The 22,737-nt window shown below is 62.2% G+C and carries 23 protein-coding genes, 1 pseudogene and 1 riboswitch; of the genes and pseudogenes, 8 read left to right on the forward strand and 16 right to left on the reverse strand.

Features of this window, described 5'->3' with window-relative positions; all coding sequences use genetic code 11:
- Positions 1-15 precede the first annotated feature (15 nt).
- From AC3EA7_RS18845 to AC3EA7_RS18885, 9 genes are all read right to left on the reverse strand, one after another.
- Positions 16-1,572: an adenylate/guanylate cyclase domain-containing protein gene (locus tag AC3EA7_RS18845; RefSeq protein ID WP_488615617.1), complete on the reverse strand. Its 1,557-nt coding sequence runs from the start codon at positions 1,570-1,572 to the stop codon at positions 16-18.
- 227 nt (positions 1,573-1,799) lie between these two features.
- Positions 1,800-2,375 (reverse strand): DUF7676 family protein, encoded by a 576-nt coding sequence (locus AC3EA7_RS18850; protein ID WP_488615618.1) that lies wholly within the window; start codon positions 2,373-2,375, stop codon positions 1,800-1,802.
- Between the two features lie 65 nt (positions 2,376-2,440).
- A complete protein-coding gene (locus tag AC3EA7_RS18855; RefSeq protein WP_488615619.1) occupies positions 2,441-2,803 on the reverse strand; it encodes an ABC transporter substrate-binding protein in 363 nt (120 codons plus the stop codon).
- A complete protein-coding gene (locus AC3EA7_RS18860; protein WP_488615620.1) occupies positions 2,800-3,000 on the reverse strand; it encodes a hypothetical protein in 201 nt (66 codons plus the stop codon). The genes AC3EA7_RS18855 and AC3EA7_RS18860 overlap by 4 nt, the downstream gene beginning before the upstream one ends.
- Before the next feature lie 23 nt (positions 3,001-3,023).
- A complete protein-coding gene (locus AC3EA7_RS18865; RefSeq protein ID WP_488615621.1) occupies positions 3,024-4,052 on the reverse strand; it encodes an ABC transporter ATP-binding protein in 1,029 nt (342 codons plus the stop codon).
- Positions 4,049-5,149, reverse strand: a complete 1,101-nt coding sequence (locus AC3EA7_RS18870) for an iron chelate uptake ABC transporter family permease subunit (protein WP_488615622.1) — start codon at positions 5,147-5,149, stop codon at positions 4,049-4,051. The genes AC3EA7_RS18865 and AC3EA7_RS18870 overlap by 4 nt, the downstream gene beginning before the upstream one ends.
- A 76-nt stretch (positions 5,150-5,225) precedes the next feature.
- A complete protein-coding gene (locus AC3EA7_RS18875; RefSeq protein ID WP_488615623.1) occupies positions 5,226-5,561 on the reverse strand; it encodes a (2Fe-2S) ferredoxin domain-containing protein in 336 nt (111 codons plus the stop codon).
- A gap of 23 nt (positions 5,562-5,584) precedes the next feature.
- Entirely contained in the window at positions 5,585-6,889 is a 1,305-nt protein-coding gene (locus tag AC3EA7_RS18880; RefSeq protein ID WP_488615624.1) for an ABC transporter substrate-binding protein, read from the reverse strand.
- Between the two features lie 430 nt (positions 6,890-7,319).
- Positions 7,320-7,526, reverse strand: a complete 207-nt coding sequence (locus tag AC3EA7_RS18885; protein WP_488615625.1) for a hypothetical protein — start codon at positions 7,524-7,526, stop codon at positions 7,320-7,322.
- Between the two features lie 185 nt (positions 7,527-7,711).
- Positions 7,712-7,855, reverse strand: a riboswitch (cobalamin riboswitch).
- 201 nt (positions 7,856-8,056) lie between these two features.
- Between AC3EA7_RS18885 and AC3EA7_RS18890 the strand changes: the two genes are divergently transcribed.
- Together AC3EA7_RS18890 and AC3EA7_RS18895 are read left to right on the forward strand one after the other, a co-directional pair.
- The gene (locus AC3EA7_RS18890) at positions 8,057-8,458 is read left to right on the forward strand and encodes a hypothetical protein (RefSeq protein ID WP_488615626.1); all 402 of its coding nucleotides are present in this window, start codon (positions 8,057-8,059) and stop codon (positions 8,456-8,458) included.
- A gap of 204 nt (positions 8,459-8,662) precedes the next feature.
- Positions 8,663-8,887, forward strand: coding sequence for a PIN domain-containing protein (locus AC3EA7_RS18895; RefSeq protein WP_488615627.1), 225 nt, complete (start codon positions 8,663-8,665; stop codon positions 8,885-8,887).
- A gap of 40 nt (positions 8,888-8,927) precedes the next feature.
- Here AC3EA7_RS18895 and AC3EA7_RS18900 read toward each other — a convergent pair whose 3' ends face one another.
- The 7 genes from AC3EA7_RS18900 to AC3EA7_RS18930 form a co-directional block, all read right to left on the reverse strand.
- Positions 8,928-9,806 carry a DUF72 domain-containing protein gene (locus AC3EA7_RS18900; protein ID WP_488615628.1) on the reverse strand — a complete coding sequence of 293 codons (879 nt, stop codon included), beginning with the start codon at positions 9,804-9,806 and terminating at the stop codon, positions 8,928-8,930.
- A 3-nt stretch (positions 9,807-9,809) separates the two neighbouring features.
- On the reverse strand, positions 9,810-11,201 hold the full coding sequence (locus AC3EA7_RS18905) for an amidase (protein ID WP_488615629.1): 1,392 nt from the start codon (positions 11,199-11,201) through the stop codon (positions 9,810-9,812).
- A gap of 41 nt (positions 11,202-11,242) precedes the next feature.
- Positions 11,243-12,022: a hypothetical protein gene (locus tag AC3EA7_RS18910; RefSeq protein WP_488615630.1), complete on the reverse strand. Its 780-nt coding sequence runs from the start codon at positions 12,020-12,022 to the stop codon at positions 11,243-11,245.
- Between the two features lie 149 nt (positions 12,023-12,171).
- Positions 12,172-14,388, reverse strand: coding sequence for a heavy metal translocating P-type ATPase (locus AC3EA7_RS18915; RefSeq protein ID WP_488615631.1), 2,217 nt, complete (start codon positions 14,386-14,388; stop codon positions 12,172-12,174).
- A 43-nt stretch (positions 14,389-14,431) separates the two neighbouring features.
- Entirely contained in the window at positions 14,432-15,643 is a 1,212-nt protein-coding gene (gene chrA / locus AC3EA7_RS18920) for a chromate efflux transporter (protein WP_488615632.1), read from the reverse strand.
- Positions 15,644-15,649: 6 nt separating this feature from the next.
- Entirely contained in the window at positions 15,650-16,258 is a 609-nt protein-coding gene (locus AC3EA7_RS18925; RefSeq protein WP_488615633.1) for an SH3 domain-containing protein, read from the reverse strand.
- A 64-nt stretch (positions 16,259-16,322) separates the two neighbouring features.
- A complete protein-coding gene (locus tag AC3EA7_RS18930) occupies positions 16,323-18,659 on the reverse strand; it encodes a xanthine dehydrogenase family protein molybdopterin-binding subunit (RefSeq protein ID WP_488615634.1) in 2,337 nt (778 codons plus the stop codon).
- 474 nt (positions 18,660-19,133) lie between these two features.
- On the opposite strand from AC3EA7_RS18930, the gene AC3EA7_RS18935 reads away from it, so the two are divergent.
- The 6 genes and pseudogenes from AC3EA7_RS18935 to AC3EA7_RS18960 form a co-directional block, all read left to right on the forward strand.
- Positions 19,134-19,550: a hotdog fold thioesterase gene (locus AC3EA7_RS18935; protein WP_488615635.1), complete on the forward strand. Its 417-nt coding sequence runs from the start codon at positions 19,134-19,136 to the stop codon at positions 19,548-19,550.
- Between the two features lie 10 nt (positions 19,551-19,560).
- On the forward strand, positions 19,561-20,031 hold the full coding sequence (gene dtd / locus AC3EA7_RS18940) for a D-aminoacyl-tRNA deacylase (RefSeq protein WP_488615636.1): 471 nt from the start codon (positions 19,561-19,563) through the stop codon (positions 20,029-20,031).
- Positions 20,028-20,273, forward strand: coding sequence for a hypothetical protein (locus AC3EA7_RS18945; protein WP_488615637.1), 246 nt, complete (start codon positions 20,028-20,030; stop codon positions 20,271-20,273). The genes dtd and AC3EA7_RS18945 overlap by 4 nt, the downstream gene beginning before the upstream one ends.
- Before the next feature lie 75 nt (positions 20,274-20,348).
- Complete coding sequence (locus AC3EA7_RS18950; protein ID WP_488615638.1) at positions 20,349-21,113, forward strand: DUF6754 domain-containing protein; 765 nt, start codon at positions 20,349-20,351, stop codon at positions 21,111-21,113.
- A 14-nt stretch (positions 21,114-21,127) separates the two neighbouring features.
- Positions 21,128-21,799 carry a hypothetical protein gene (locus tag AC3EA7_RS18955; protein ID WP_488615639.1) on the forward strand — a complete coding sequence of 224 codons (672 nt, stop codon included), beginning with the start codon at positions 21,128-21,130 and terminating at the stop codon, positions 21,797-21,799.
- Positions 21,800-21,883: 84 nt separating this feature from the next.
- Positions 21,884-22,737 (forward strand): annotated as a pseudogene (locus AC3EA7_RS18960) (hypothetical protein); the annotation flags it as partial.

Raw genomic sequence — 22,737 nt, forward strand, 5'->3', positions numbered from 1 at the left:
CATCAGCGGGACGCTTCAGGGCGTGTGGAACACTCCTGTCTCGTGGACGCGGCGATGGGCGGCGCGTCCGATCACCTTGTAGGTATGGACGAGTTGGGCTTTGCCTTTCAACTGGTAATCGCCCATTTCCTGCACCACGAACGCATCGCCGATAGCATTGCGGGTCGCTTCGGAAATCAGCGCCGAGTTCAGATCGGCGCGGCTCTCAAGGCGCGCAGCGGTATTGACCGTATCGCCGATCACGGTATACTCCAGGCGCTGTCGCGTCCCAAAGAATCCGGCGTACACCGGACCGGTGTTGATCCCGATGCGAAAATCGAACGCCTTGGATGGATCGAGTTTCTCGATCAGGCGGCGATGCGCCGCGATCATATCGAGTGCGGCGTCAACCGCTTCGATAGCGGTGGTGCGATAATCCTGATGTTCATTGACCTGCGGCGCGCCAAAAACCGCCATAATGCCGTCGCCGATGTACTTATCGAGCGTGCCGTTGTGCCGGAAGATCGCCTCGGTCATTTCGTGGAGGTACTCATTGAGCAAGTCCTGCACGTCACGCGGCGAGAGGCGTTCGGAAAGCGACGAGAACCCCTTCACATCGGCAAACAGGACGGTAACGACCAGTTCCTGCGGCTCGCGCAGGCGGCCATGCTCGGAGAAGTAACTGGCCACATCGCGCGCAACACTGGGTGAGACAAAGCGCTCGAACAACTGGCGACTCGCCTCCTGTTTCCGCAATTCTTCGGTCAGTTGTGCGCGTTCGATGGTGATCGCCGCCTGACTTGCAATCGCCGCCAGCAGGTCGCGTTCACGGGGACCAAACCGGTCGCGCCCTGGCGAGTCGAGGTAAATCAAGCCGATCGATCCGTGCTCGGCGAGCAGCGGGGCGCAGAGCGCCGAGCGAATGTTGGCGCTGATGATACTCTCGGTGCCGCCGATTTCGATGCACGCATCGCGCGTGAGCACCACTTCGCCCGCATCGAGCGCTTTGCGGGCAATGGTCGAACTGATGATCACATCCTGCTGTGCGGGCGGATAGATCACGCGCGGCACCAGTTCATTGTCGCGTTTCAGGAGGAGTAACGCGCGTTGCGCCGGGATCAGCCGCAAGACCTCTTCGATCACGGCGTCGAGCAATTCGTTCATTGCAATGATCAGGCTCAGACGCCGGGAAATGCGGAAGAACTCGTGCAAATCGAACGCCAGTTCAGGCACATCGCCGGTCGAAACGCCGCGCGCCTCGGCAGCGACCGGAAAGTAACGGCTGTCGTCGAGCACTACATTCTGTGCCGCGCGCTCGTCGAAATGAAGTTCGAACGGACCGATCTGAACAACGTCGCCATCGCGCAGTTGCTCTTCGCGGACGCGCAGCCGGTTGACGAAGATGCCGTTCCGACTATTGGTATCGCGCACCCAGACATCGCGCCCGTTGAGAAAGATTTCGGCATGGTAACGCGAGACGGTCGCGTGATTGAGCACGATATCGTTCTCCAACGCCCGCCCAATGCGCAACCCCCGCGCCTCGACCGGATACGTTTTGCGTTCGCCGTTGATGTCAAGGGTGATCAGCGCCATCGGTGCGATCTCCGGCATCGCGCGCGATGCAGACCTTATCTGGTGAGCGTACTTTCGTTCCGTTTAGTATAGCAGACGCTATAGCAGGCGGCAACCTGCGATGGCGGGTAGTAGCGTGGCAGCGGAGATAAAAGCCTGTCCGAACAATCGCCGCATGACGCCCGGCCAGGCGGGCGAAGGCAACACGCCTGACCGGCGCAGAAACCAGCGTCAGTCGGACAACGCGATCATCCGTGAAACATCGTCTTGCCGCTCCGGTCTTTCGGATCGGGTGGGAGACCCAGATACCGCTGACGCAGGTCGTCCCACAGCGCCAGGCGCGACCAGTCGGGCTGTTTGAGGAAACGCATATCATCGGATAGAAAGGGGTTCGGCAGGAAGATATAAATCTGGTTTTCGTCTTTGCCGTTGAACATGCGAAACCCCCAGCTACCGACGGCGCCATCGGGGTTGAGGCGGCGATAGAACTCGGCGCGCGCCGTGCGCCGATGACGGGCTAACGCAGGATCGACAGGTCGGTTTTTGCTTCCCCGGTGTTCGCCGATGCAGATGTGGAAATGCCATGTGCCAAAATCAACGGTCAGGTAGCCGTCGAGCATGCCGATGTTCTTCGGCGGTTCAGTCACCTTGATCTCGAAGACCGATCCTTGAATGAGCGGTCCGAAATGGATTTTGTCCCAGTGATCGCGGAAGAACTCGGTCATCAGCGCAACCAGGGTTTCCTCCTTTGGTTCGAGCGAAAAGATTTCGAGTGTGCCATTTCCGGGCTCGTCAACAATTCGTGGTTCAAGTGCAGGCGTCATAGGGGTCTTCCTTTTCTTCTCACACCACCGGCTTCGACAATCGAGATCTTCTTCGCGGCATCAGCCTAGTCATCCCACGTCCAGTTTTCGTCCGGGTAGGGAACGCCTGCTTCATCAAAGAAATCCTTGTTGTAGTAGAGCAGACGCAAGTCGAGGTCGCGCTGCAACCCATAGATTCCGCCATTGACCGTCGCGCGCTCGATCAGGGTGGGCCAATAGTCGTTCAGATCGTACCCGCTGCGCTCAATCCACGGCGTCAGATTTTCCAGCACCCCCTCGCTGGCATACTGGTTGAAGTCCTGTCCGAGAAACATCACATCAGGCAAAGCCGTGAGGTCGCCGCTGGCGACGATGGTTTTGAGTTTGGTATGGTAGCCATCCCACGGCGTGTGCTCAATGACGATTTTAATCGAAGGATTGTCCTTCATGTAGGCGTCGGCGACTGCCTGGTGACTCGCCAGTTCTTCCGGACTGCCCCAGACTGACCAGCGAAGGGTGACGGTCTGCTGGGCGCGGCATCCGGGGTGCTCCCGCCGCCGACCTGTGGCGGTGCAGCCGGCGCACCGCCACAGGCCGCCAGAAGAACCACAAGGACGATGAGCAGTGTGTGCTTGAGTTGGTTCATGGAGAGACTCCTTTGTGCTTCAGTCATCTGTGTACCTGGCTCTGCTGCACCAGCATCGCAACCTCACGCAGCGATCCAACCCGCTGCGGCGTGGCGCTGTCGATGTGCACCTCCCAACATGGATGACGGGTATCACCGTCAACGACTACCCGCAGCGACGCCGGTTCGTCGCTGCTGACGACCAGACACCCGGCGCGCTCCAGGGCGCGGGAGGTCCACGCGCCGACCAGTCCGTCGCCGACCAGCGCCACACGATGGCGGGCTGGCGGATGAATGTGGAATTGTCCCTGGTGGCGGTCAAACGTAATCCCCTCGCCAGCGAAGGCGGTCTCGAAGGCGCCGCCAAGCACGAGGTCCTCCGGCGCGCCTGTGTGCATCACCCCGCCCGGCGCCATGAGCCAGATCGCGTCGGCGCTGCGCAGCGCCAGGTCCAGGTCGTGGGTCGAAAGCAGCAGCGCGCGGTTGGTCTCGCGCGCCAGGCGGCGCAGCAGGCGCATCATCTCCACCCGGCGCGGCAGGTCGAGGAAAGCGGTCGGCTCGTCGAGGATCATTACCAGCGGCTCCTGCGCCAGCGCCCGCGCCACCATCACCCGCTGGCGCTCGCCATCGCTCAGTTCATGCACCAGCCGCGACGCTAAGTTCACTGCGTCCACCGCTTCCAGCGCCCAACGCACCACCTCCTCGTCACGCGGCGTCAGCCGTCCGGTCCAGTCGGTATGGGGATGACGCCCTAACGCCACGAGAGCATAGGCGGTCAGTTGCCCCACCTCGATCCGTTCCGTCAGCACGACGCTGAGACGCCGGGCGACTTCCCGCGCGCTGAGGGTAGCGAGGTCGACGCCGTCGAGAAATACGCGCCCGGCCAGCGGCGGCTGCATGCCCACCAGCGTGCGCAGCAGGGTGGACTTGCCGACGCCATTTGGTCCCAGCAGGCACACCACCTCTCCAGCGTGAAGCGCCAGGTTCAAATCGGCGGCAATGACCCGTCGTGGACCACGCCGGGGCGCATAGCCAATGCTCAGATTCCCGGTTGCCAGCACAATCGCACTCATACGCCGAACGTCCCTCGCCCAACCCCGCGACGCAGGATGATCCAGACCACGGTTGGCGCGCCGATCAGCGCCGTGATGGCATTCAGCGGCAGCACCACATTCGTGCCAGGCGCCTGAGCCGCCAGGTCGGCCAAGAGAGCGGCAGCGGCGCCAACCAGGGCGCACGCAGGGATGAGGACGCGGTGATCGGCGCTGCGCAGCAATGCCCGGCAGAGATGTGGAATGGCGATGCCCAGGAAGGCAATCGGCCCGCAGAAAGCCGTCACTGCCCCGGCGAGCACGGCGTCGCTGGCGACAATCCCCACCCGCGCCCGGCGGATGTCCAGTCCCATACTGCGGGCATAGGCTTCGCCCAGCAGCAGCGCGTTGAGCGCCTTGGTCAACACCAGCGCCAGCAGCAGGCCGGCAAGGATCGTTGGCGCCAGCACACGCATCTGGGTCCAGGTCACCCCGCCGAAACTGCCGAAACTCCACGCAACATACGCATGAATGCGCTCGGCAATGCTGAAGTAAAGCAGCAGACTGACGACCGCACTGGTCAGGTAGCCGATCATCAACCCGAGAATAAGCAACGTCACGCTACTCTGCACCCGCCGGGCAAGCGTGAGCACCAGGATGAGGACGGCGCCAGCGCCGAGGCTGGCAGCCACGACCAGGCTCAGATTGCCGAGCAGACCAGCGACGGCAAGCAGGGTGTTGTTGGCAGCGCCCACGCTCAGCACCACCAGGGCGACTCCCAGGCTGGCGCCTGAACTGACGCCAAGCACAAAGGGGTCGGCCAGCGGATTGCGGAAGAGGGTCTGCATCTGCAAGCCGCTGACTCCCAAAGCGGCGCCGGCCAGCGTGGCGGTCAGCGCCTTTGGAAGCCGGAAGTCGACAATGATCGTTCTCCACGTCGCGCGTTCCGCCTCACCGCCGAGCAGGATCGTCAGCACCTGCTCCAGGGGGATGCGGACCGACCCGAAACTCAGGCTGAGCAGAAAGGCGCCGGCGACCACGCCGAACATCACGACCAGCGCCAGGGGGCGCAGCCCTAGACGCGGCCATGGGGAGACGGCTGCGGTTGATTCGACGATTGGTTGGGTTGTTTCTGCCATGAGCAACTCCTCGGTTATATGCACGTTATGGTCAGATTGGGGCGCCACATGAGGCGCACCTACGGCGCTGATGTCGTCAGCCGCGCATATGACCGTCTTCTTCACTCTGCAAGCGGTGAAACATGTGCTCTGCCACCGGGCGGTTCTGTCCAAGATGCTCGCGCACAATGCGTTCGAGCACCGCTTCATCCACATGGTGGTACCAGACGCCGTCGGGGTACACCACCACAATCGGACCGCCGACGCACACTCCCAGGCACGGCGTCGTTCCCCGTTTGACCCGCCGGGGATTGTCGTAATTGCCCAGCATGCCAAGCAGGCGCGCCAGGCGAGCGTACAGATGCGCCGCTTTCCCTGACGGGTCGCAATACTGCCCGGTGCAGATAAAGATATGGCGCGCGTAGGGATTCATATGAGGCTTGTGCATAGTCTCCCCTACGGCTCGAGTTTCTGGTAGAAATACAACTCGTGATCGGGCAGCAATTCGGGGTGAAAAATCTTGATCAGGTCCGCCAGCACGAGATGCGGATTCGTCACGCCGCTCTCCCAGTAGTCGTTGCCGCCGTTCTCGTTCAAACGCTTGTTGTTATTGAACACGTTCCCTTTCTGGAACGCGGCAAACTGCGTGAACCGCTCGTCTTCCGCCTTGCCATCGGCGAGGCTCTGCCACATCCCAGGGTTGAGCCAGAAATCGGCGTCGCGGGCGCGCTCGAAGACCTCCTCGAAACTCAACGCCAGGCTGCCGGTCGACGTATCGTCCGCCCAGAGATACGTCGCGCCGGCATCCGCCAGTAGTTGCGCAACATAACTCTTGCCGCCCGATACGTACCACGTCCCACGGAACGGCGTTCCGCCGAAGACGGTCGGCTTATTGGCAACATTGCGCGCTTTCGCAGCCATCTCCTTGTACCGGCGCGCAATCGTGTCATACACCTCGGTCGCCTTTGCTTCGCGGTTGAAGAACGCTCCGGTGAACTTGATCCACTCGGCGCGCCCAAGCGGCAAGGTCTCCATGTACTCGCTATTCAACACCACCTTCAGACCGGCTTCGAGCAGTTTGGGATGCGCGTCGAATTCCGGGTTGCCGACGCCGTAGGTCATAATCAGGTCGGGCTGGAGATCGAGCGCCTGCTCGACATTCACTTGACCGCCGCCGCCGATCTCGACCAGTTCGCCGGCATCGATCTTCTTGCGCACGTCGGGGTTGTTAATGTACAGGAAACTATCGACACCAACCAGTTTGTCGAGGAGTCCGAGTTCACTCAGGTGCGGCAACTGAGTGGTGGACATGGCAACAATGCTTTTCACCGGCACTTCAATCACCAGCGCATCGCCGACATCGTCCGGCGGCGGCGTGCCGCACTGCACCAGCACATAGCGAAATTGCGCATCGGCATCGCGCCACGGGTTGAGCACCGTAATCACTTTGTAGTTGTTGAAATACTCGATGGTCCAGCCGACCGAGTCGCTCAACGAGACTTTTTCGGGGAAGTAATCAATCTCCGGATCGTAGTCGGTGACGCACCCTTCCGCCAGATTGACGGTCGGAACCTCAAGAACCGCGACCGTCGGCGCAATGGTCGGCTCAACCGTGGGCACAGCGGTTGGCGCCGCAGTTGGCGCAACCGTCGGCGCTGCCGGAACACCGGCGGGTGACGGCGCTGCGGTTTGCGGGCTACCACACGCGATCAGCGCGATTGTCAGCAGCAACAGCGTTATCCAGCGGAGCAATCGTGGCATGTTCATCCTCCTGGTGTTCAGAGCATCTTCGTATCGGCGCAGAAATGGCATTGACGACGTGGGCGCAATTCAGGGACAGTTCGCACATGCCGGCTTTGCATCCCACAGCCCGCAATCGACGCTGCCAGGCGTGGCAGCCATTCCATGGCCGAGATCGACGTGCATGGCAGCAGGCTGTCAGCGTTATCCTAACTTGCGGTCAGTCAGACCAGATGTTCGAGCGCCCGGTTCGCAAGGCGTAACGATCCACAACGCGCTTTGGCGGTCATGGACGCATGACTGCGCCCTGGCGTCAGCAGCCCCAACGGGGCTTGCACGTGCGGTGCGCGCCGTCGAACCGCGTGCAGTGAGCATGGTCGAACTGCGTCCTCAGCGAGGGCTTTTGCCCGCAGCGCCCCGGCAGTATGGTACGAATGACCGCGCGTGAGTATTAGTCCTGCGATTCACGGATACCTGGCGTCGGCTGGCTCAAGAGACGGCAAAGCCAGTTCAGCCGGGCATACTCGCGGCTCAACCGTTCCACCAGGCTCCAGCCATACGATGTAGGCAACCAGGCCAGCAGCTCGATCTCGTGCTCGATCTGAAGCAGGCGCTCCTGACATAGCGCCAGTTCGCGGTACAGGTCATCGTCATTCATATGCGTCGAGACCTCCGCCGCTCGTCTGCCAATGGTCTGAACGCAGGCGAGAGCGCATCGGTCGCCGGTGCATCGTCCAACAACGAATAACTCCGGTCTCTTCCGAGAACCGGGGTAACATGACCTGCCCAGGACGTGAAAAGGGGGTATCAGACATGTTCTCCTCCCTGACTCGAGAAGGGTCGAACACATTCAGCATCGCGGCAGGCATCCTGGCTTCCGGCAATGATCGCCGGTTACAGTTGCGGCACAGCGCTGGACTTGCACCAGCTTCCACCTTTACGCCCTGGCATCCGGGCCTGCGGGTCACCGCGATGGTATTCACTTGTGAAGCCTTGAAAACTGTCATGATGATAGCACATCTTCAGCAAAGGTGCAAGCAAGGTGAAGGGGGCGTCGATCATCGATGCTGCCGATCTCCCCTCTCCTGCCTGACGACGAGAGGCGTGAATGATTTGAACGGCGCAGTAGCCGCCTTTCTCCCCTCCTCTATGCTATCATGGCGCCATGATTATCGGGAGGATCAGAGCATGCCGCGAACCATTGAAGTCATTGTGCACGCCGATGGACGGATCGAACCGCTTGAGCCGATTGTTGTCAGCGAGGAGCGACGCGGGTTGTTGACAATTCTGGAAACGCCTTCGGAAGCGACGGAAGCGACGCAGAGCATCACATTAGCGGCACTGTTTGCCCAACTGCAATCTGAAGGACTCCTTGCTTCGCCGAAACCTGGCGCTGCTCAGACCCCGCTCATTGATGATGCAACGCTCGATGCGCTGCTGCTCACTGCAGGACTTCAGGAGACGCCTGAAGACATTCCAGAGTCACTGGAGCCGCTCTCAGAAGTTGCCCTCGATGCGCTATGGAGGCGCATTCCTGATGGCACACCGCTTTCGCAGATCGTGATCGAGGATCGTGAGGAGCGTTTCTAGTGGCGATTTTCTACGCTGATAGCAGTGTTCTGGTTAAGCGCCATATTCAGGAACAAGGCTCAGTATGGTTTCGGTATCTGACCGCATCTCGTGCAGGCAATCGAATTGAGACGGCGCGCTTGAGCATGATTGAAGTGATCAGTGCGCTGAGTCGGTGGGTGCGGGAAGGAACGTTGCCACCGACAGTCTATGCCGCTGTGCGCGATGATTTTCTGGCTTGCTGTCGACGCCGCTATCGAAATCGTGCCGATGACGGGTGATGTGCTCCGCCGGGCGCAATACCTTCTCGAACACCATCCTCTGCGCGCTTATGATGCGCTCCATCTGGCTTCGGCGCTGGAGGTGCACATCCGCCTTACGAGCGCCGGACTGCCGCCACTCACCTTTCTGGCTGCCGATGACGGCTTGCTCGGCGCTGCAACGGCTTAAGGCTTGCCCGTTGATAATCCAAATCGCTATCCCATCGGGTTCAAAACAGCGTCAGTTGCTCGCCCGCATCGACGGCGCTCTCCCACGGCAGCGGCGGCACGCCGGGCGTCCCGTCGAGACGGCGTTGCAGCGCCCGACAGAGCAGCGGCGACTCACGCTCTACCGGGCAGTGCATAAAGAAAAACACTGTCGTGTCGTCGGCAATCCATGCGCGCACACGTGTTGCCCATTCGTCGAGCAGCGGGTCGTTCCGCGCCACGTCCGGGTGGCCAATGTACCGCACCAGCGCGAAGGAGGCGCTGCGCAGCGGATGAAGCGGCACATCAGGCTTGTTGTCGCGCGCGCGACGCAGGTCCTCCTCCGCACCCGGCAGTGGTCCCAAGTCGAGCGGACGCACATCCATCAGCACCCGCCCGACGCCATACCGTTCCAGCAGCGCCATCAACGCCGCTTCTTCCTGGGACGCGTACCAGCCCGAATGGCGCACTTCGACCGCCAGACGATGCGTGGGGTTCCACGCCGCCAGCCACACAGCAAGGTCGTCCATCTGATGAGGTGAATACCCTGGCGGCAACTGGAGAAAGAATGGACCCAACCGTTCGCCGAGTGGCGCCACACGCTGCACAAAGGCTTCGGTCTCGCGCAGCCGCACCGCCAGTGATCCCTGATGGCTGATGTCTCGCGGGAGTTTGAAGCAGAAGCGGAACGATGAGGGCGTTTCGTCCGCCCATCGTTGCACCGTCTCAGCCGACGGGATGGCGTAAAAGGTCGTGTTGCCCTCAACCGTCGTCAGACGGCGGCTGTAGAGGCGCAGGTAATCGGCGCTGCGGCTGCCGCGCGGGAAGAGAACGCCAGACCAGGAAGGATGCGCCCAGACAGCGCAGCCGAGGTAGAAACGCGGCTGACTCGCGGAGGTCATGGCTCAACATCCTGGCGGCGTCTGGCGATGCCACAACGTTGCGCGCTCAAACGCCCTGCCGGCGCGCAGCGCGCGTCCTTCGCGCCACGGCGCCGCCACGATCTGCAACCCGATCGGCAACCCGGCGGCGTTCATGCCACACGGCAGTGAAAGCGCCGGCAGTCCGGCAAGGTTGAACGGCGCGGTGCAGCGGGTCAGTTGGCGCGCCGCCTCGATAGCATCCATCCCCTCAATGACCGGCGCTGTGATCGGCGTTGCAGGGGTCAACAACAGGTCGAATCGCTCGAAGAGGCGCTCCAGTTGACGCCGCCACTCGCTCTGAAAGCGACGCGCCAGGATGTACTCAGTGGACGTAAACGCCGCGCCGCGTTCCAGGCGCGTCCGCACGTCGGCGCCGAACTTCTCCGGGTTGTTCCACAGCCGGTCGCGGTGGAACGCAGCGGCGTCGCTGGTCGTCATCAGAGCGTTCATCTGCGCCGCCTCCTGACCGCGTCCGAGATCGATGCGTTCAATACGCGCCCCCAATTCCTCGAACACCAGAGCAGCCTGGCGCACTGCCGAGAGAACTTCCGGGTCAGCCTGACCAAAGTGGGCATCGTCCGCCAGCGCGATGCGCCATCCCGCCACCCCCGCGTCGATGTCGGCGAGCAGATCGTCAACCGGCGCCGCGACGCTCACCGGATCGTCCGGGTCGTACCCGGCGATTGCCTGCAACAGCAGCGCCGTGTCGGTCACGGTGCGCGCCATGGGACCGGCATGGTCGAGGTTCCAGCTCAGCGGAACGACCCCTTGCAGGCTGACCCGCCCAAACGTTGGTTTGAAGCCGACAATGCCGCAGAGAGACGCCGGGATGCGAATGCTGCCGCCGGTATCGCTCCCCAGCGCTCCTATACAGAGACCCGCCGCCAGCGCCGCCGCTGCGCCGCCGGAGGAGCCGCCGGTGATGCGCGTCGTATCCCAGGGGTTGCGGGAAGGGCCGTAGTGCGGGTTGATGTTGGTGACGCCCAGCGCCCATTCATGCATGTTCAGTTTGCCGATCAACACGGCGCCTGCCTGGTAGAGAAGCGTCACTGCGCGTGCATCCGCATCCGGCACACGGTCGGCAAAGAAGGTCGAACCGGCAGTGGTGCGGATGCCGGCGGTATCATACAGGTCTTTCAGCGCAATCGGAATGCCGTGCAGGGAACCGCGACGCACGCCGCGCGCCAGTTCGTCGTCAGCGGCGCGCGCCTGCGCCAGCGCATGGTCAGCGGAGACTGTGATGAAGCTGTTGAAATGGGCGTCATGAGCGTTGATACGGCTCAGATGCGCTTCAGTCAGCTCGACCGCCGAAATGTCGCGGCGCGCCAGAAGATTGGCGGCGTCAACAATGGTGAGCCGGAAAAGGTCGGACATCTCTGGTCTCCCTATTTATTCTCAATGCGCGAAACGCATGATCATCGCCTCGGACACAACCGCATCCAGACGCCACTTCCCAGCAATGCTGCCGCCAGTGCCGCCAATGCGCCCCACGGAACGCCAGCGCCGCCGGTGCGCGGCAGTGCCGCCGGGATGTCAGCGCCGCCGGTCGATGTGCCCGTTCCACCAGTCCCGGTCCCCCCAGTCTGTGCGGGCGGCGCCGCCGCAACCGCCGGATTGAAGGGATCGCGGCGCGAACCGCGCAGCAACATATGGACGCGACGCTCCTCTTCGAGTTCAGCGCGCAGGCGTGCAAGTTCGGCAGCGACATCGTCTTCTGCGAGGCGCGCCGTGGCATACGCCGTAGCAGGCGGCGCCGACACTTCTTGCAGCAACGTCGTCTCCGGCGCTACCTGCATGCTGACAGGTTCCTGTTCTGGATGATGCGATGCGCTTTTCAGTCGTTCAATCTCTGCAAGATTGGACCGCCGCACCGTCTCGAGTCCAGCAATGCGCTCTTCGCGTTCACTCAGTTGCTGGCGAACCTGCGCCAGTTCAGCGCGTGCGTTATCGAGCGCCGCCTGCAGGATCGCAACCTCACTTGCGCGTTGCTGCGCCAGGGTTGCCGTCGCCGTCAGATCGTTCTGGAGGCGTGCTGTTTCGGTGCGACACTGTTCGAGGTCGCTGCGCAACGCTGCGCTTTCGCCCGTCGCAGCGTGGATGATGCGCGTCCGCCTGCGCCAATAGTTCCAGTCGATAATCCACTCCGCCACCCAACCAGCGATGAACCCCAGCAGAACGCCTGTCCAGAAACTCATACCCCTTCTCCTTTCTGCTCAGGAGCAAGAGAACCAGCGCCAGCGCAGCATATGAGCCTATCAAAGCCGCCGGCAAGATCGGGTTCATATCCACACAACAAGGCGCGTGGTTGGTAGCAGACGGGTTGGCGCTATTGTTCAGGAAGACGCTATGTCTTGGGACGAAATCCAAGCAACCGCAGACCGTTCAACGTCACGAGGAGCGACGTTCCCATATCGGCGAACACCGCCATCCACATGGTGCTCCATCCTGCTGCGACAATCGCCAGAAACACCACTTTCACGGCGATGCTGAAGGCAACATTGAGCATAATGGTTCGTCGCGCGGCGCGCGCCAGTGCGAAGACGAACGGCAAACGGCGCAGGTCACTGCTCATCAGCGTCACATCGGCGGTTTCCATTGCCTGATTTGCGCCGCCATGCGCCGCCCCCACGGCAATGCCGACGGTCGCCGATGCGAGAGCCGGCGTATCATTGATGCCATCACCGACCATTGCCACTGCGCCATAGGTGTTGCGAAGACCTTCGACCGCCTGCGCCTTTTGTTCAGGCAGCACTTCCGCGCGTACATCGTCGATGCCAACGTCGGCAGCGATGGCATACGCCGCCTCCCGGCGGTCGCCGGTCAGCATAATGACATGTCTGATGCCCGCCTTACGGAGTTGCGCGACCGCCTCGCGGCTCTCAGGACGCACGGCGTCAGCGACGCTCAGCATACCGGCAAACACTCCATCGACACTGACCATCAACGGCGTTCGTCCGGCGTTTGCGTCCTGTTCTGCGCGGCGACAGAAGGCAGGGGGATGGGGTGCTATTTCATCGAAGTAGCGGTGGCTGCCGATCACAACCGTGCGTCCTTCGACCTTGCCGGCAATGCCATGCCCTGGCAGAGCGGTGACTGCCGCCGCAGCCGGCGCAGTCTGAGCGAGACCCCACGCGCGCGCTGCGTCAACGATGGCATGCGCCAGAGGGTGCTCGGAACGCCGCTCGACGGCGCAGGCGAGTTCGAGCAGCGTGTCGCATGCATCACACCTGACGGAGTCGCTCTGTTCCGCTTCACGGCAATCGACCGAGCGCACTCTCACGAGGGTTGGTTTGCCGGTGGTCAGGGTGCCGGTTTTATCGAATGCAACGGCACGTATCGCGCCAAGCGCTTCAAGCGCCGCGCCGCCTTTGATCAGCACACCGGCGCGCGCAGCGGCGCTCAACGCACTGACCACGCTGACCGGCGTGCTGATGACCAGCGCACAGGGGCAGGCGACCACCAGGAGCGCCAGACTGCGGTAGAACCAGCCGGTCTCGTCCGGCGACGGGTTCCAGAATGGTTGACCAAACAGAAGCGGCGGAACAGCGGCAGTCAGCGCCGCAATACCAACAACCGCAGGCGTATACCAGCCCGCAAAGCGGTCGATCAGGCGCTGAACAGGCGCACGACGATCCTGCGCTTGCTGCACCAGACGAATCATGCGGCTGATAGTATTTTCACTTGCCAGATGCGTCACAACCACCTCGATCGCGCCTTCGCCATTGATGCTGCCGGCATACACCTCCGCGCCCGGCGTTTTGGCGACCGGGACGCTCTCGCCGGTGATCGGCGCCTGGTTGACGTGGGTGGCGCCGCTGCGCACCACGCCATCCATCGGCATGCGCTCACCTGGACGCACAACGATCACATCTCCGACCGCCAGTTCAGCAACCGGTACACGCGTCTCATACCCATCACGCAGGCGCAGCGCCGTTTCGGGAACCAGGGTCATGAGCGAGTGAATAGCATCCCGTGCGCGCGATGCGGTGAACCCTTCGATTGCTTCGCCAATCGCAAACAGGACCATGACCAGCGCCGCCTCGACATGCGCGCCGATGATGACGGCGCCGGCCGCAGCGATGGTCATCAGGGCATTGATCGAGATCGTTCGGCTGACCGTAAGCGAGCGCCAGGCGCTGCGTGCGATTGGCAAACCGGCGGCGATCAGTGCGGCAAACGCAAGTGCATCAATCCAGATCGCGCGCCAGCCAAGGAGTTCATGCAGCACGACGACTGGAGCAATCAGGACAGCGCCGATCAATGCCAGACGTGTATCGAGGCGTTGCCACAGGAACCGGACGAACGACACCGACGCGCCGGGAGTCGTCGGTTTTGCGCCGGCGTCCTCCAGCAGCATCGTCTCATACCCCATCGAGCGCACATACGCGATGATCACGTCGGGTTCAATAGCGCCGCGCACGCGGAGCCGACCGGTCGTGGCGTTCAGTTCACACGCCTCGACGCCATCGAGCCGGGCGACGCTCACTTCGATAGTCTGCGCACAATGAGCGCAATCAATGCCGTGAACAGTGAAGATGTGATCGCGTGTCTGCGTCTGCATTGGTTCCCGGTTCTCAGTTCTCGTAACCTCTACCCTCTACCCTCTACCCTCTACCCTCTACCCCCCAACCAACCCCCGCAGCAACAACGACGACCAGCCAGGGCGGCCATTTCCACACGACGAGCATGCCAAAGCATCCCAGCGCGAGGGCAACGTCGAGCGGCGTCATGATAGCACTGGTCATGACCGGCGTGTAGAGGGTGGCAAGAAGGATGCCAACCACCGCAGCATTGATGCCGCGCAGCGCCGCCTGCGCTTCTTCCCGGCTCCGCAACCAGTTCCAGAACGGGAGCGCGCCGATCACCAGCAACCAGGCCGGCAGAAAGATCGCCAGCAGCCCCAGCATTCCTCCAACCCATCCGTTGGGCGTTGGCGTTTGAACAGCCCCCAGATATGCCGCAAATGTGAATAGTGGACCAGGGACAGCCTGCGCCATGCCATAGCCAGCAACGAACTGCGCATCGCTGACCCATCCGGGCGGCGTGACCTCGGCGTGAAGCAGCGGCAGAACGACATGCCCGCCGCCGAAGACCAGCGCGCCAGCACGGTAGAAACTGTCGAAGAGTTCGAGCGCATGGAACGGGAATGCCGTGCGCGCCAGCGGCAGCGCAATGAGCAGTCCAAAGAACGCGATCCAGCACCCGACAGCCAGGCGGCGATCAAATGACGCCAACGGAGCTGGCGCTGCCGCTGGCGCGCCGCTGCGCAACACCCGCCAGCCGATCATTCCGCCAGCGACAATAATCACGATCTGCGCCAGCGCATTGCTCCAGACCAGCAACGCCACCGCCGCAAGAATCGCGATCGTTGCACGTTCGCGGTCGGGGCAGAGCGCGCGCGCCATGCCCCACACCGCCTGCGCCACGACCGCCACAGCAACGACCTTCAGACCGTGTAGCGCCGCTGTGTCTGCGCCGAGTGATGCAACGCCGTATGCCGCCACAATCATCAGCAGCGCCGACGGGAGGGTAAACCCAAGCCAGGCCGCCAGGGACCCTGGCAGACCGGCGCGCATCACGCCGAGCGCGATGCCCGTCTGGCTGCTCGCCGGACCGGGGAGAAACTGGCAAAGCGCCACCAGATCGGCGTAGGTGCGATCATCGAGCCAGCGCCGCCGAACGACGAACTCTTCGCGAAAATATCCCAGATGCGCGATCGGTCCACCGAACGATGTCAATCCCAGGCGCGTGAACGCTGCCAGCACCTCGATGATCGATCCCTGCGGCGCTGTGACTGGCTGTACCGTCTCTTTCACAACATGTCATTCAGGAGCGGTCACCAGTTCTTCACCAGCCACCCATCCCTCACGACCATCGGCGGCGCGGATGCGCCACCAGTGATAGCCGTCGGCGGCGACCGGTCCTTCGAGCAGGGTCAGTTGCGTGCCCGGCGCCAGACCATCGTGCACCTGTGAGTTGAGACCGGGGGCGCTGCGGCGCCGCAGATTCTTGCCGCCCGCCTTCTGCACCCAGGCAGTGGCGCCGACAGCCAGACCCGGCTTGCCGCCCGCCAGTTCTGCAATGGCAGCGCCTGCGCTCTTCGCCTGCTCTTCCATCGCAGCCTTTTCCTTCGCCAGTTGCCCGATCTGCGCTTCAAGTTCACGGACACGCGCATTTGCATCTTTCAGTGCATCCTGAGTGGCAGAAAGCGCAAGTTGTTCTGCGCTTGCAGCGCCTTTCGCAGCATCCGCCTGCTTCTGAGCCTCAGCCAGTTGCATCGTCAACTGATCGATTTCGGAAGTGCGCTGGTTCAGTTGCTTCTGAAGCTCGTATATGCGATCGCTGAGGTTCTTGATCGTCTCGCCGAGTTTGTGCTGCTCTGACTTCTCCTCGTCCTTCTTGTCCTTGCCGAACAATTGACCGAGACCCATGAGGGCGCTCCTTTCATTGGCGCTGGCGTCACAAGGCGCCAGCTAGCAGATGTGCGAGTCGCGCTTACGCTCCGCCTCGAGCCTGATTGCAGGCGCGCCAAACTTTTTCAGGGCGCAGCGGCATGTCGATGTGCCGTACCCCGAGATGTTTGAGCGCATCAACGACTGCATTGACAATGGCCGGCGTCGAGCCGATCGTCGCGGCTTCACCGATCCCCTTCGCACCCAGCGGGTTGTGCGGCGTTGGCGTGACCGTCTGCTCGACGACAAACGCAGGCAGATCATCGGCGCGGGGAAGAGTATAGTCCATAAGTGACCCACTGAGCAACTGTCCATTTTCGTCGTACACGACTTCCTCGAACAGCGCCTGTGCGATGCCCTGCGCCAGACCGCCATGCACCTGACCGGCGACAATCAGCGGGCTGATGCGCGGACCGCAATCATCGACGCTTACGTAGTCGCGGACGGTCACAATGCCGGTGTCGGGATCGACTTCCACAACCGCCAGATGTGCGCCGAAGGGATAGATCAATGCTGGCGGCTTGAAGAAATCGGTCGCTTCCAGTCCCGGATCAATATCATCAGGCAGATCATCGGAATAGGCGCGTTCGGCGATCTGCGCCAGTGTCAGACTGCTGTCGGGCGCGCCTTTGACGTGATAGCGCCCCTCGTCGAACACCACATCATCGAGCGCCGCTTCGAGCATATGCGCAGCGATCCGGCGCGCCTTCTCGCGGACCTGCGCAATCGCGCGCACAAGCGAACCGCCGCCAACCGCCAGGCTGCGGCTGCCCATCGTCCCATTGCCCATCGGCGTTGTCGCTGTATCGCCGCTGCGCACAATGACCTTCTCGAAATCAGCGCCGAGTTGGTCCGCAACGATCTGTGCAAAGGTCGTTGCAGTCCCCTGACCATGTGGCGAAATGCCGGTCATGACGGTGACCGTCCCCGAAGGTTCGACACGCACATGCGCGCTTTCATACGGACCGAAGCCGCACATCTCGACGTAACAGGCGATGCCGATGCCCAGCAACGGCACACGCTCACCAGCAGCGCGCGCGGCAAGGCGTCGCTGCTGTTCGGCGCGCAGGTCGGCATAGCGGCCCACTTCCAGCGCCTTGCTCAACGCCTTGTCGTAGTCGCCGCTGTCGTAGGTCGGACCGACGGGCGTTTTGTAGGGGAACGCATCGGGTGGAATGAAATTGCGCCGGCGCACCTCGACGGGATCAAGACCCAATTCGAGCGCAATCGCGTCCATCAAACGCTCGATATAGTACGCGGCTTCTGGGCGACCCGCGCCACGGTAGGCGGCAACCGGCGTGGTGTTGGTGTAAACGCAGGTAATTTCGTAATCGACAGCAGGAATGCGGTACACCCCCACAGCCATCTGTCCTGTCAGATTCGGGATGCCTGCCGACACCGGGTACGCGCCGAGGTCGGCAACAACGCGAGCACGCAGCGCCGTAATGACGCCATCAGCAGTCACCGCCGCTTCATACTCCGCAACCTGCGCCCGCCCGTGAGTCGTCGCCTGCATGTGCTCCAGGCGCGTTTCGACCCAGCGCAGCGGCATGCCCAGGCGCCGGGTGAGCGCCGCCAGCGCCGCCTCTTCGGGATAGACGCCGATCTTGACGCCAAACCCGCCGCCAACATCGGGAGCGATCACACGGATCTGATTTTCCGCCATGCCCAACATCTTTGCCAGGTCGCGCCGGATCCAGTGCGCCGCCTGTGTGCTGGTCCAGACGGTCAACCCCTCCGTCATCGGATCGAGCGCCGTCAGTACGGCGCGCCCTTCCATCGGCACACCCGACAGACGCTGGCTGACCATGCGCAACATCACAACTCGATGCGCGCAGGCGAATGCCGTTTCGACATCGCCACGCTTACGACGCCACACATGGTCGATATTGCTCTGCGATCCCTCAAACAGCAGCGGCGCATCAGGACGGAGCGCCTGTTCCATGCTGGCAACCGCCGGAAGCGGCTGCCAGTCGACCACAACCGCCGCCGCGCCATCCTCTGCCGCCGCCGGGCTGACGGCGATGACCGCTGCGACAATTTCACCCACATGTCGCACCTTGCCGACCGAGATGGGATAGTGTGAGTATTTCGGCGGCGCCTCTCCCGCCACATCTGCTCCTTCGCCGCCTTCGAACAGCATCTCGGTGTATGCACCTCGCAGGTCCTCGCCGGTCACAACCGTCGTGACGCCCGGGAGACGCAGCGCCGCCGACGGGTCGATAGCGCCAATCCGGGCATGCGGGTACGGACTGCGGACAAATGCGACATGCTGCATACCAGGCAGCGACATATCGCCAACGTAGCGTCCCGCGCCGGAAATCAGGCGCGGATCCTCCCTGCGACGCACCTCCGCGCCGATCAGTGATGCGTAAGCCATAAGACCCTCAGTTCTGGAACTCGGAGAGCGGATCGTTCATATACAGTATAGCAAAAGTGGCAGGATGGCAATTATGATACAATTGTTTGGAAGGGAGACGCACGGCGATAAGCAAGAGAGTGATAGGCGGAAGGTTGTGCGTTGCACGTTGAATGTTGAACGTGGGACGTGAAACGGCAACGAGTGGAGAGGGTGCAGGCGGTAAGGCGAACCCGATCCGGTTCCTGGTTCTCAGTTCTCGGTTCTCATACTACCTTGCGGTCAGTCAGACAGGATATTCGAGCGCCCGGTTCGCAAGACGTACCGATCCACAACGCGCGTTGGCGGTCATGGACGCATAACCACGTAATGGCATCAGCAGCCCCAGTGGGGCTTTCACTTGCCTCAGCGAGGGCTTTCGCCCGCAGCGCCCCGGCAGTATGGCACGAATGATCGCACATGAGTATCAGTTCTTGGTTCTCAGTTCTCGGTTCTATGACAACACCAGATTTATCTCAACTCACACACGGCGGTCTGGCAGACCGGCTCGGCATTCAGATAGCGGAATTGACGCCACAGCGAGTCATCGCCACCATGCCGGTGACGCCCGACCATCATCAACCGCTCGGGTATCTCCACGGCGGCGCGTCGGTTGCGCTCGCCGAAACCGTTGCCAGCATCGGCGCATTTTTCAATTGCCCGCCGGGAAAGGCGACGTTCGGACTTGAGATCAACGCCAATCACATTCGCCCGAAGCGCGACGGCGTCGTGACGGCGATCGGTGCACCGCTGCACATCGGCAAATCGACGCAGGTGTGGGAGGTCCGCATCGTCGATGAGCAGGAACGCCTGATCTGCATTTCCCGCTGCACGATTGCGGTGGTTGACCTGACGCAAGCCATGGAACGGTGATCCACAGGTTATGAGGGCAGTTATCCAACGTGTCAGTGAAGCCTCCGTCACCGTTGAGGGCAGGGTCGTCGGCGCAATCGGACGCGGGCTGCTAATCCTGCTCGGCGTCGGCATCGGTGACAGCGAGGCGGAAGCGAAACTGCTGGCAGAGAAGAGCGCCAATCTGCGCATTTTCGCCGATGACGAAGGGCGTTTCAATCGTTCATTGCTCGACATTGGCGGCGAGGCGCTGGTCGTCTCGCAATTTACACTCTACGCCGACACCCGGCGCGGACGCCGCCCTGGTTTTTCCGACGCTGCGCCGCCGGAGATCGCCGTACCACTCGTCGAAGCCTTTACCAGCGAACTTCGGCGCCTGGGAATTGCTGTCAGCACCGGACAGTTCGGCGCAATGATGCAGGTCGCACTGGTGAACGACGGCCCGGTGACTATTCTGCTCGACAGCGCCATTTTCCGTAAACCGCGCAACCGGCACGAATGATGAATCCATCCCCTGACGACGAACCGCTCGAGCAACTCGCCAATGCCCTGGTGCAACGCGGACTGGCAGCGCCAGCCCGTATCCTCCTCGATGTTCTTGCACCGCTTGGATTCCTCGCCAGCCAGATGACGCTCTTCGTCCGTCCATTCGTTCCAGGAGACCGCTGGACGCGCTATGTTGACGCCTTATCCGACACACGCGGATGGGAGCAGTTGCGCGATATTCTGAACCGTGACTGTTGACAAACGATTTGATTTGAATTACACTCAAAGCCAGCACAGCGCACGACTGTGTAAAGAATTGTGCGGAGGCGGTTCGTGGATCTCCCCCTTCAGACGCTTGCCCTGTTGCTCATCGTTTTTATTGTCATTATTCTGACACTCCTCTACCACGCACGCGCGCTCGACCGGCGGCGCACCTTCGGTCGTCGTCCGCTGCCCGCGTTCGAGGCGTTGCGGCGCGGGTTGGGGAGTGGCGCCGAAACCGGTCGCGCGCTTCATCTCTCGCCAGGGAGTGGCGCCATTGGCTCGCGCGCGACAACAGCGGAAACGATCGCGGGGTTGCTTGCTGCAGAGCGCACTGCTACTGAGGCTGCTCTTAGCGGCATCCCGATCATCGCCAGTTCTGGCGACGCCGTGGCTCATCTCGCGCTGCGCGGCACGTTGCGCCAAGCATATCAGCGCGCCGGCCTCGGTCAGGATTACGACGCCGGGAACGTGCAATTGCTGGCGCAGCAAGACCCGATGGCATATGCTTCGGGGGTCGTCACGCTGTACGGGAGACAACGCTTCGAAGCCAGCCAGCTGATCGGCAGTTTCGGGTATGAAGCGCTGCTGGCGACTGAGACGGGAGCGCAATCCGGCATCCCGCAAGTTGCCGGCGCTACCACATCGACTGCGCTGCCGCTTATCTACCTGTCTGCTGACGGAACGCTGATCGGCGAGGAGATCTACGCTGCCGAAGCCTATCTCTCACGCGCACCCGAAGCGCAGGGACGTCTGCTAACCCACGATGCGCTGCGCACGGTCGCAATCGTCGCTATCATCGTGCTGGCGCTCTGGCAATCGCTGATTGGCTTGTGAAGCGGGAAGGATCGATGACCTTTCTACGCGATCCAAAACGTCTGATCGCCACCCTGATCGCCGGAGTGGCCGGGTTGCTGGTGTTGATCGACTTCGCCGGACCTCTGCCGGTCGTCAGTTCTCTCGCGCAGATAACGCTCGATTGGGCTGCGTTGATTGCTGCACTGGCGTTGGTGATCGGGTTGGTGAATGTGACCGGCAACCACATTGGGCGCGTCGTACGACGCAGCGCCGACTGGAGGTATAGCCTGGTATTGCTTGCGGCAATGGCGACTGTCATTTTTGCGGGAACGCTCTTTCCATTGCAAAACCCGGATGGCAGTCTGACCGTTCCGTCGAGCCTGATTGAGCAACCGGTGCGACTGGTGTTCAGCGCGGTCTATACGCCGCTCGCCAGTTCGTTGCTCGCGTTGCTGACATTCTTCAGCCTGAGCGCAGCACTGCGCGCCGTTCGCCGCCGCACAGCGGATGCGCTGGTCATTGTTGCCGTGGCGCTAGTGGCGTTGCTTGCCGCCTCGTTGCCGCAACTGGAACGCGCGCCGGCGGTTGCCGACGGGGTGCGCTGGTTTTCAGATTATGTCGTGCTTGCCGGTGCGCGCGGTTTGCTGATCGGGGCGGCCATTGGCGCGCTGGTCGCAGGAGTACGGGTATTGCTCGGGTTCGACCAACCATATCTGGATCGATGAGGGGATGGACGCACTCTCATCAGTGATGATCTCGATCGTGGCGGTTCATCATCGCAAGACATGCTGGCGTCCAGGGAGCAGGTGTTGAGCCGGTCAAGTCGTAATCCACATTTGCCGCCATGGCTCCAGGATGTACCGCTGCCGCCAAAGCCGCTGGAGCCGGGACAGGACACAGGCGATACGCCGTTATTCTCCGGCTTGCCGGAGTGGCTGCGTGATGAAGACGAGACGGAACAGGCGACCACACCTTCGTGGTTACGTCCGGCGCCAGACATCATGCCAGAAGACAATGCTTCGGCGCCTCCCTGGACGCCCATTTCCGATCAAACTCCAACAGCGCCTTTCGATGCTTCTGCGTCGCCTGAGGAGTCGCCACCCTCCTGGCTCCAATCGCTGCGCGAATCCATCACAATGCCGGACACGCCCGAATCCGAAGAGACTGCTTCGGAACCAGCGCCGTTGACCGGAGTATCGGATGTTGGACTCGAGTCTCGATTGTCTGCCAGCAGCGGTGAGATGGACACACCTCCGTGGCTGGCAGATGAACGTCTTGAACAGCACATCGACGAGTCGCCTGCTGGTCGCGCTGAAGCGCATACCAGCGGTGATCTTCCGTCCTGGTCTGGCGGTATCGTCGATGAGTCGAGTGAAGCGGTTGATCTCCCGGCGTGGCTACGGGAATTGCCGGTTACTGATAGTACGTTGCAGATGCCTCCATCTGCTTCCGCTGCGCCCCCGTCCGGGCGACCCGCCGGGGCGCCCCTGCCGCCCGCCGCGCCTGCCGCGCCCGAACCGCCCGCCGCCGATCTGCCCGATTGGTTGCGCGACATCGCCGCCGAACCGCCCGCCGCCCCGTCCGGGCGACCCGCCGGGGCGCCCCTACCGCCGCCTGCCGCGCCCGAACCGCCCGCCGCCGATCTGCCCGATTGGTTGCGCGA

The sequence above is a fragment of the Roseiflexus sp. genome, from assembly GCF_057785375.1.

Excerpts from the sequence above, each read along its gene's own strand:
- AC3EA7_RS18845 (WP_488615617.1), bottom strand. The coding sequence starts at position 1,572 with ATGGCGCTGATCACCCTTGACATCAACGGCGAACGCAAAACGTATCCG.
- AC3EA7_RS18850 (WP_488615618.1), bottom strand. The coding sequence starts at position 2,375 with ATGACGCCTGCACTTGAACCACGAATTGTTGACGAGCCCGGAAATGGC.
- AC3EA7_RS18855 (WP_488615619.1), bottom strand. The coding sequence starts at position 2,803 with ATGAAGGACAATCCTTCGATTAAAATCGTCATTGAGCACACGCCGTGG.
- AC3EA7_RS18860 (WP_488615620.1), bottom strand. The coding sequence starts at position 3,000 with ATGAACCAACTCAAGCACACACTGCTCATCGTCCTTGTGGTTCTTCTG.
- AC3EA7_RS18865 (WP_488615621.1), bottom strand. The coding sequence starts at position 4,052 with ATGAGTGCGATTGTGCTGGCAACCGGGAATCTGAGCATTGGCTATGCG.
- AC3EA7_RS18870 (WP_488615622.1), bottom strand. The coding sequence starts at position 5,149 with ATGGCAGAAACAACCCAACCAATCGTCGAATCAACCGCAGCCGTCTCC.
- AC3EA7_RS18875 (WP_488615623.1), bottom strand. The coding sequence starts at position 5,561 with ATGAATCCCTACGCGCGCCATATCTTTATCTGCACCGGGCAGTATTGC.
- AC3EA7_RS18880 (WP_488615624.1), bottom strand. The coding sequence starts at position 6,889 with ATGCCACGATTGCTCCGCTGGATAACGCTGTTGCTGCTGACAATCGCG.
- AC3EA7_RS18885 (WP_488615625.1), bottom strand. The coding sequence starts at position 7,526 with ATGAATGACGATGACCTGTACCGCGAACTGGCGCTATGTCAGGAGCGC.
- AC3EA7_RS18890 (WP_488615626.1), top strand. The coding sequence starts at position 8,057 with ATGCCGCGAACCATTGAAGTCATTGTGCACGCCGATGGACGGATCGAA.
- AC3EA7_RS18895 (WP_488615627.1), top strand. The coding sequence starts at position 8,663 with ATGATTTTCTGGCTTGCTGTCGACGCCGCTATCGAAATCGTGCCGATG.
- AC3EA7_RS18900 (WP_488615628.1), bottom strand. The coding sequence starts at position 9,806 with ATGACCTCCGCGAGTCAGCCGCGTTTCTACCTCGGCTGCGCTGTCTGG.
- AC3EA7_RS18905 (WP_488615629.1), bottom strand. The coding sequence starts at position 11,201 with ATGTCCGACCTTTTCCGGCTCACCATTGTTGACGCCGCCAATCTTCTG.
- AC3EA7_RS18910 (WP_488615630.1), bottom strand. The coding sequence starts at position 12,022 with ATGAGTTTCTGGACAGGCGTTCTGCTGGGGTTCATCGCTGGTTGGGTG.
- AC3EA7_RS18915 (WP_488615631.1), bottom strand. The coding sequence starts at position 14,388 with ATGCAGACGCAGACACGCGATCACATCTTCACTGTTCACGGCATTGAT.
- AC3EA7_RS18925 (WP_488615633.1), bottom strand. The coding sequence starts at position 16,258 with ATGGGTCTCGGTCAATTGTTCGGCAAGGACAAGAAGGACGAGGAGAAG.
- AC3EA7_RS18930 (WP_488615634.1), bottom strand. The coding sequence starts at position 18,659 with ATGGCTTACGCATCACTGATCGGCGCGGAGGTGCGTCGCAGGGAGGAT.
- AC3EA7_RS18935 (WP_488615635.1), top strand. The coding sequence starts at position 19,134 with ATGACAACACCAGATTTATCTCAACTCACACACGGCGGTCTGGCAGAC.
- dtd (WP_488615636.1), top strand. The coding sequence starts at position 19,561 with ATGAGGGCAGTTATCCAACGTGTCAGTGAAGCCTCCGTCACCGTTGAG.
- AC3EA7_RS18945 (WP_488615637.1), top strand. The coding sequence starts at position 20,028 with ATGATGAATCCATCCCCTGACGACGAACCGCTCGAGCAACTCGCCAAT.
- AC3EA7_RS18955 (WP_488615639.1), top strand. The coding sequence starts at position 21,128 with ATGACCTTTCTACGCGATCCAAAACGTCTGATCGCCACCCTGATCGCC.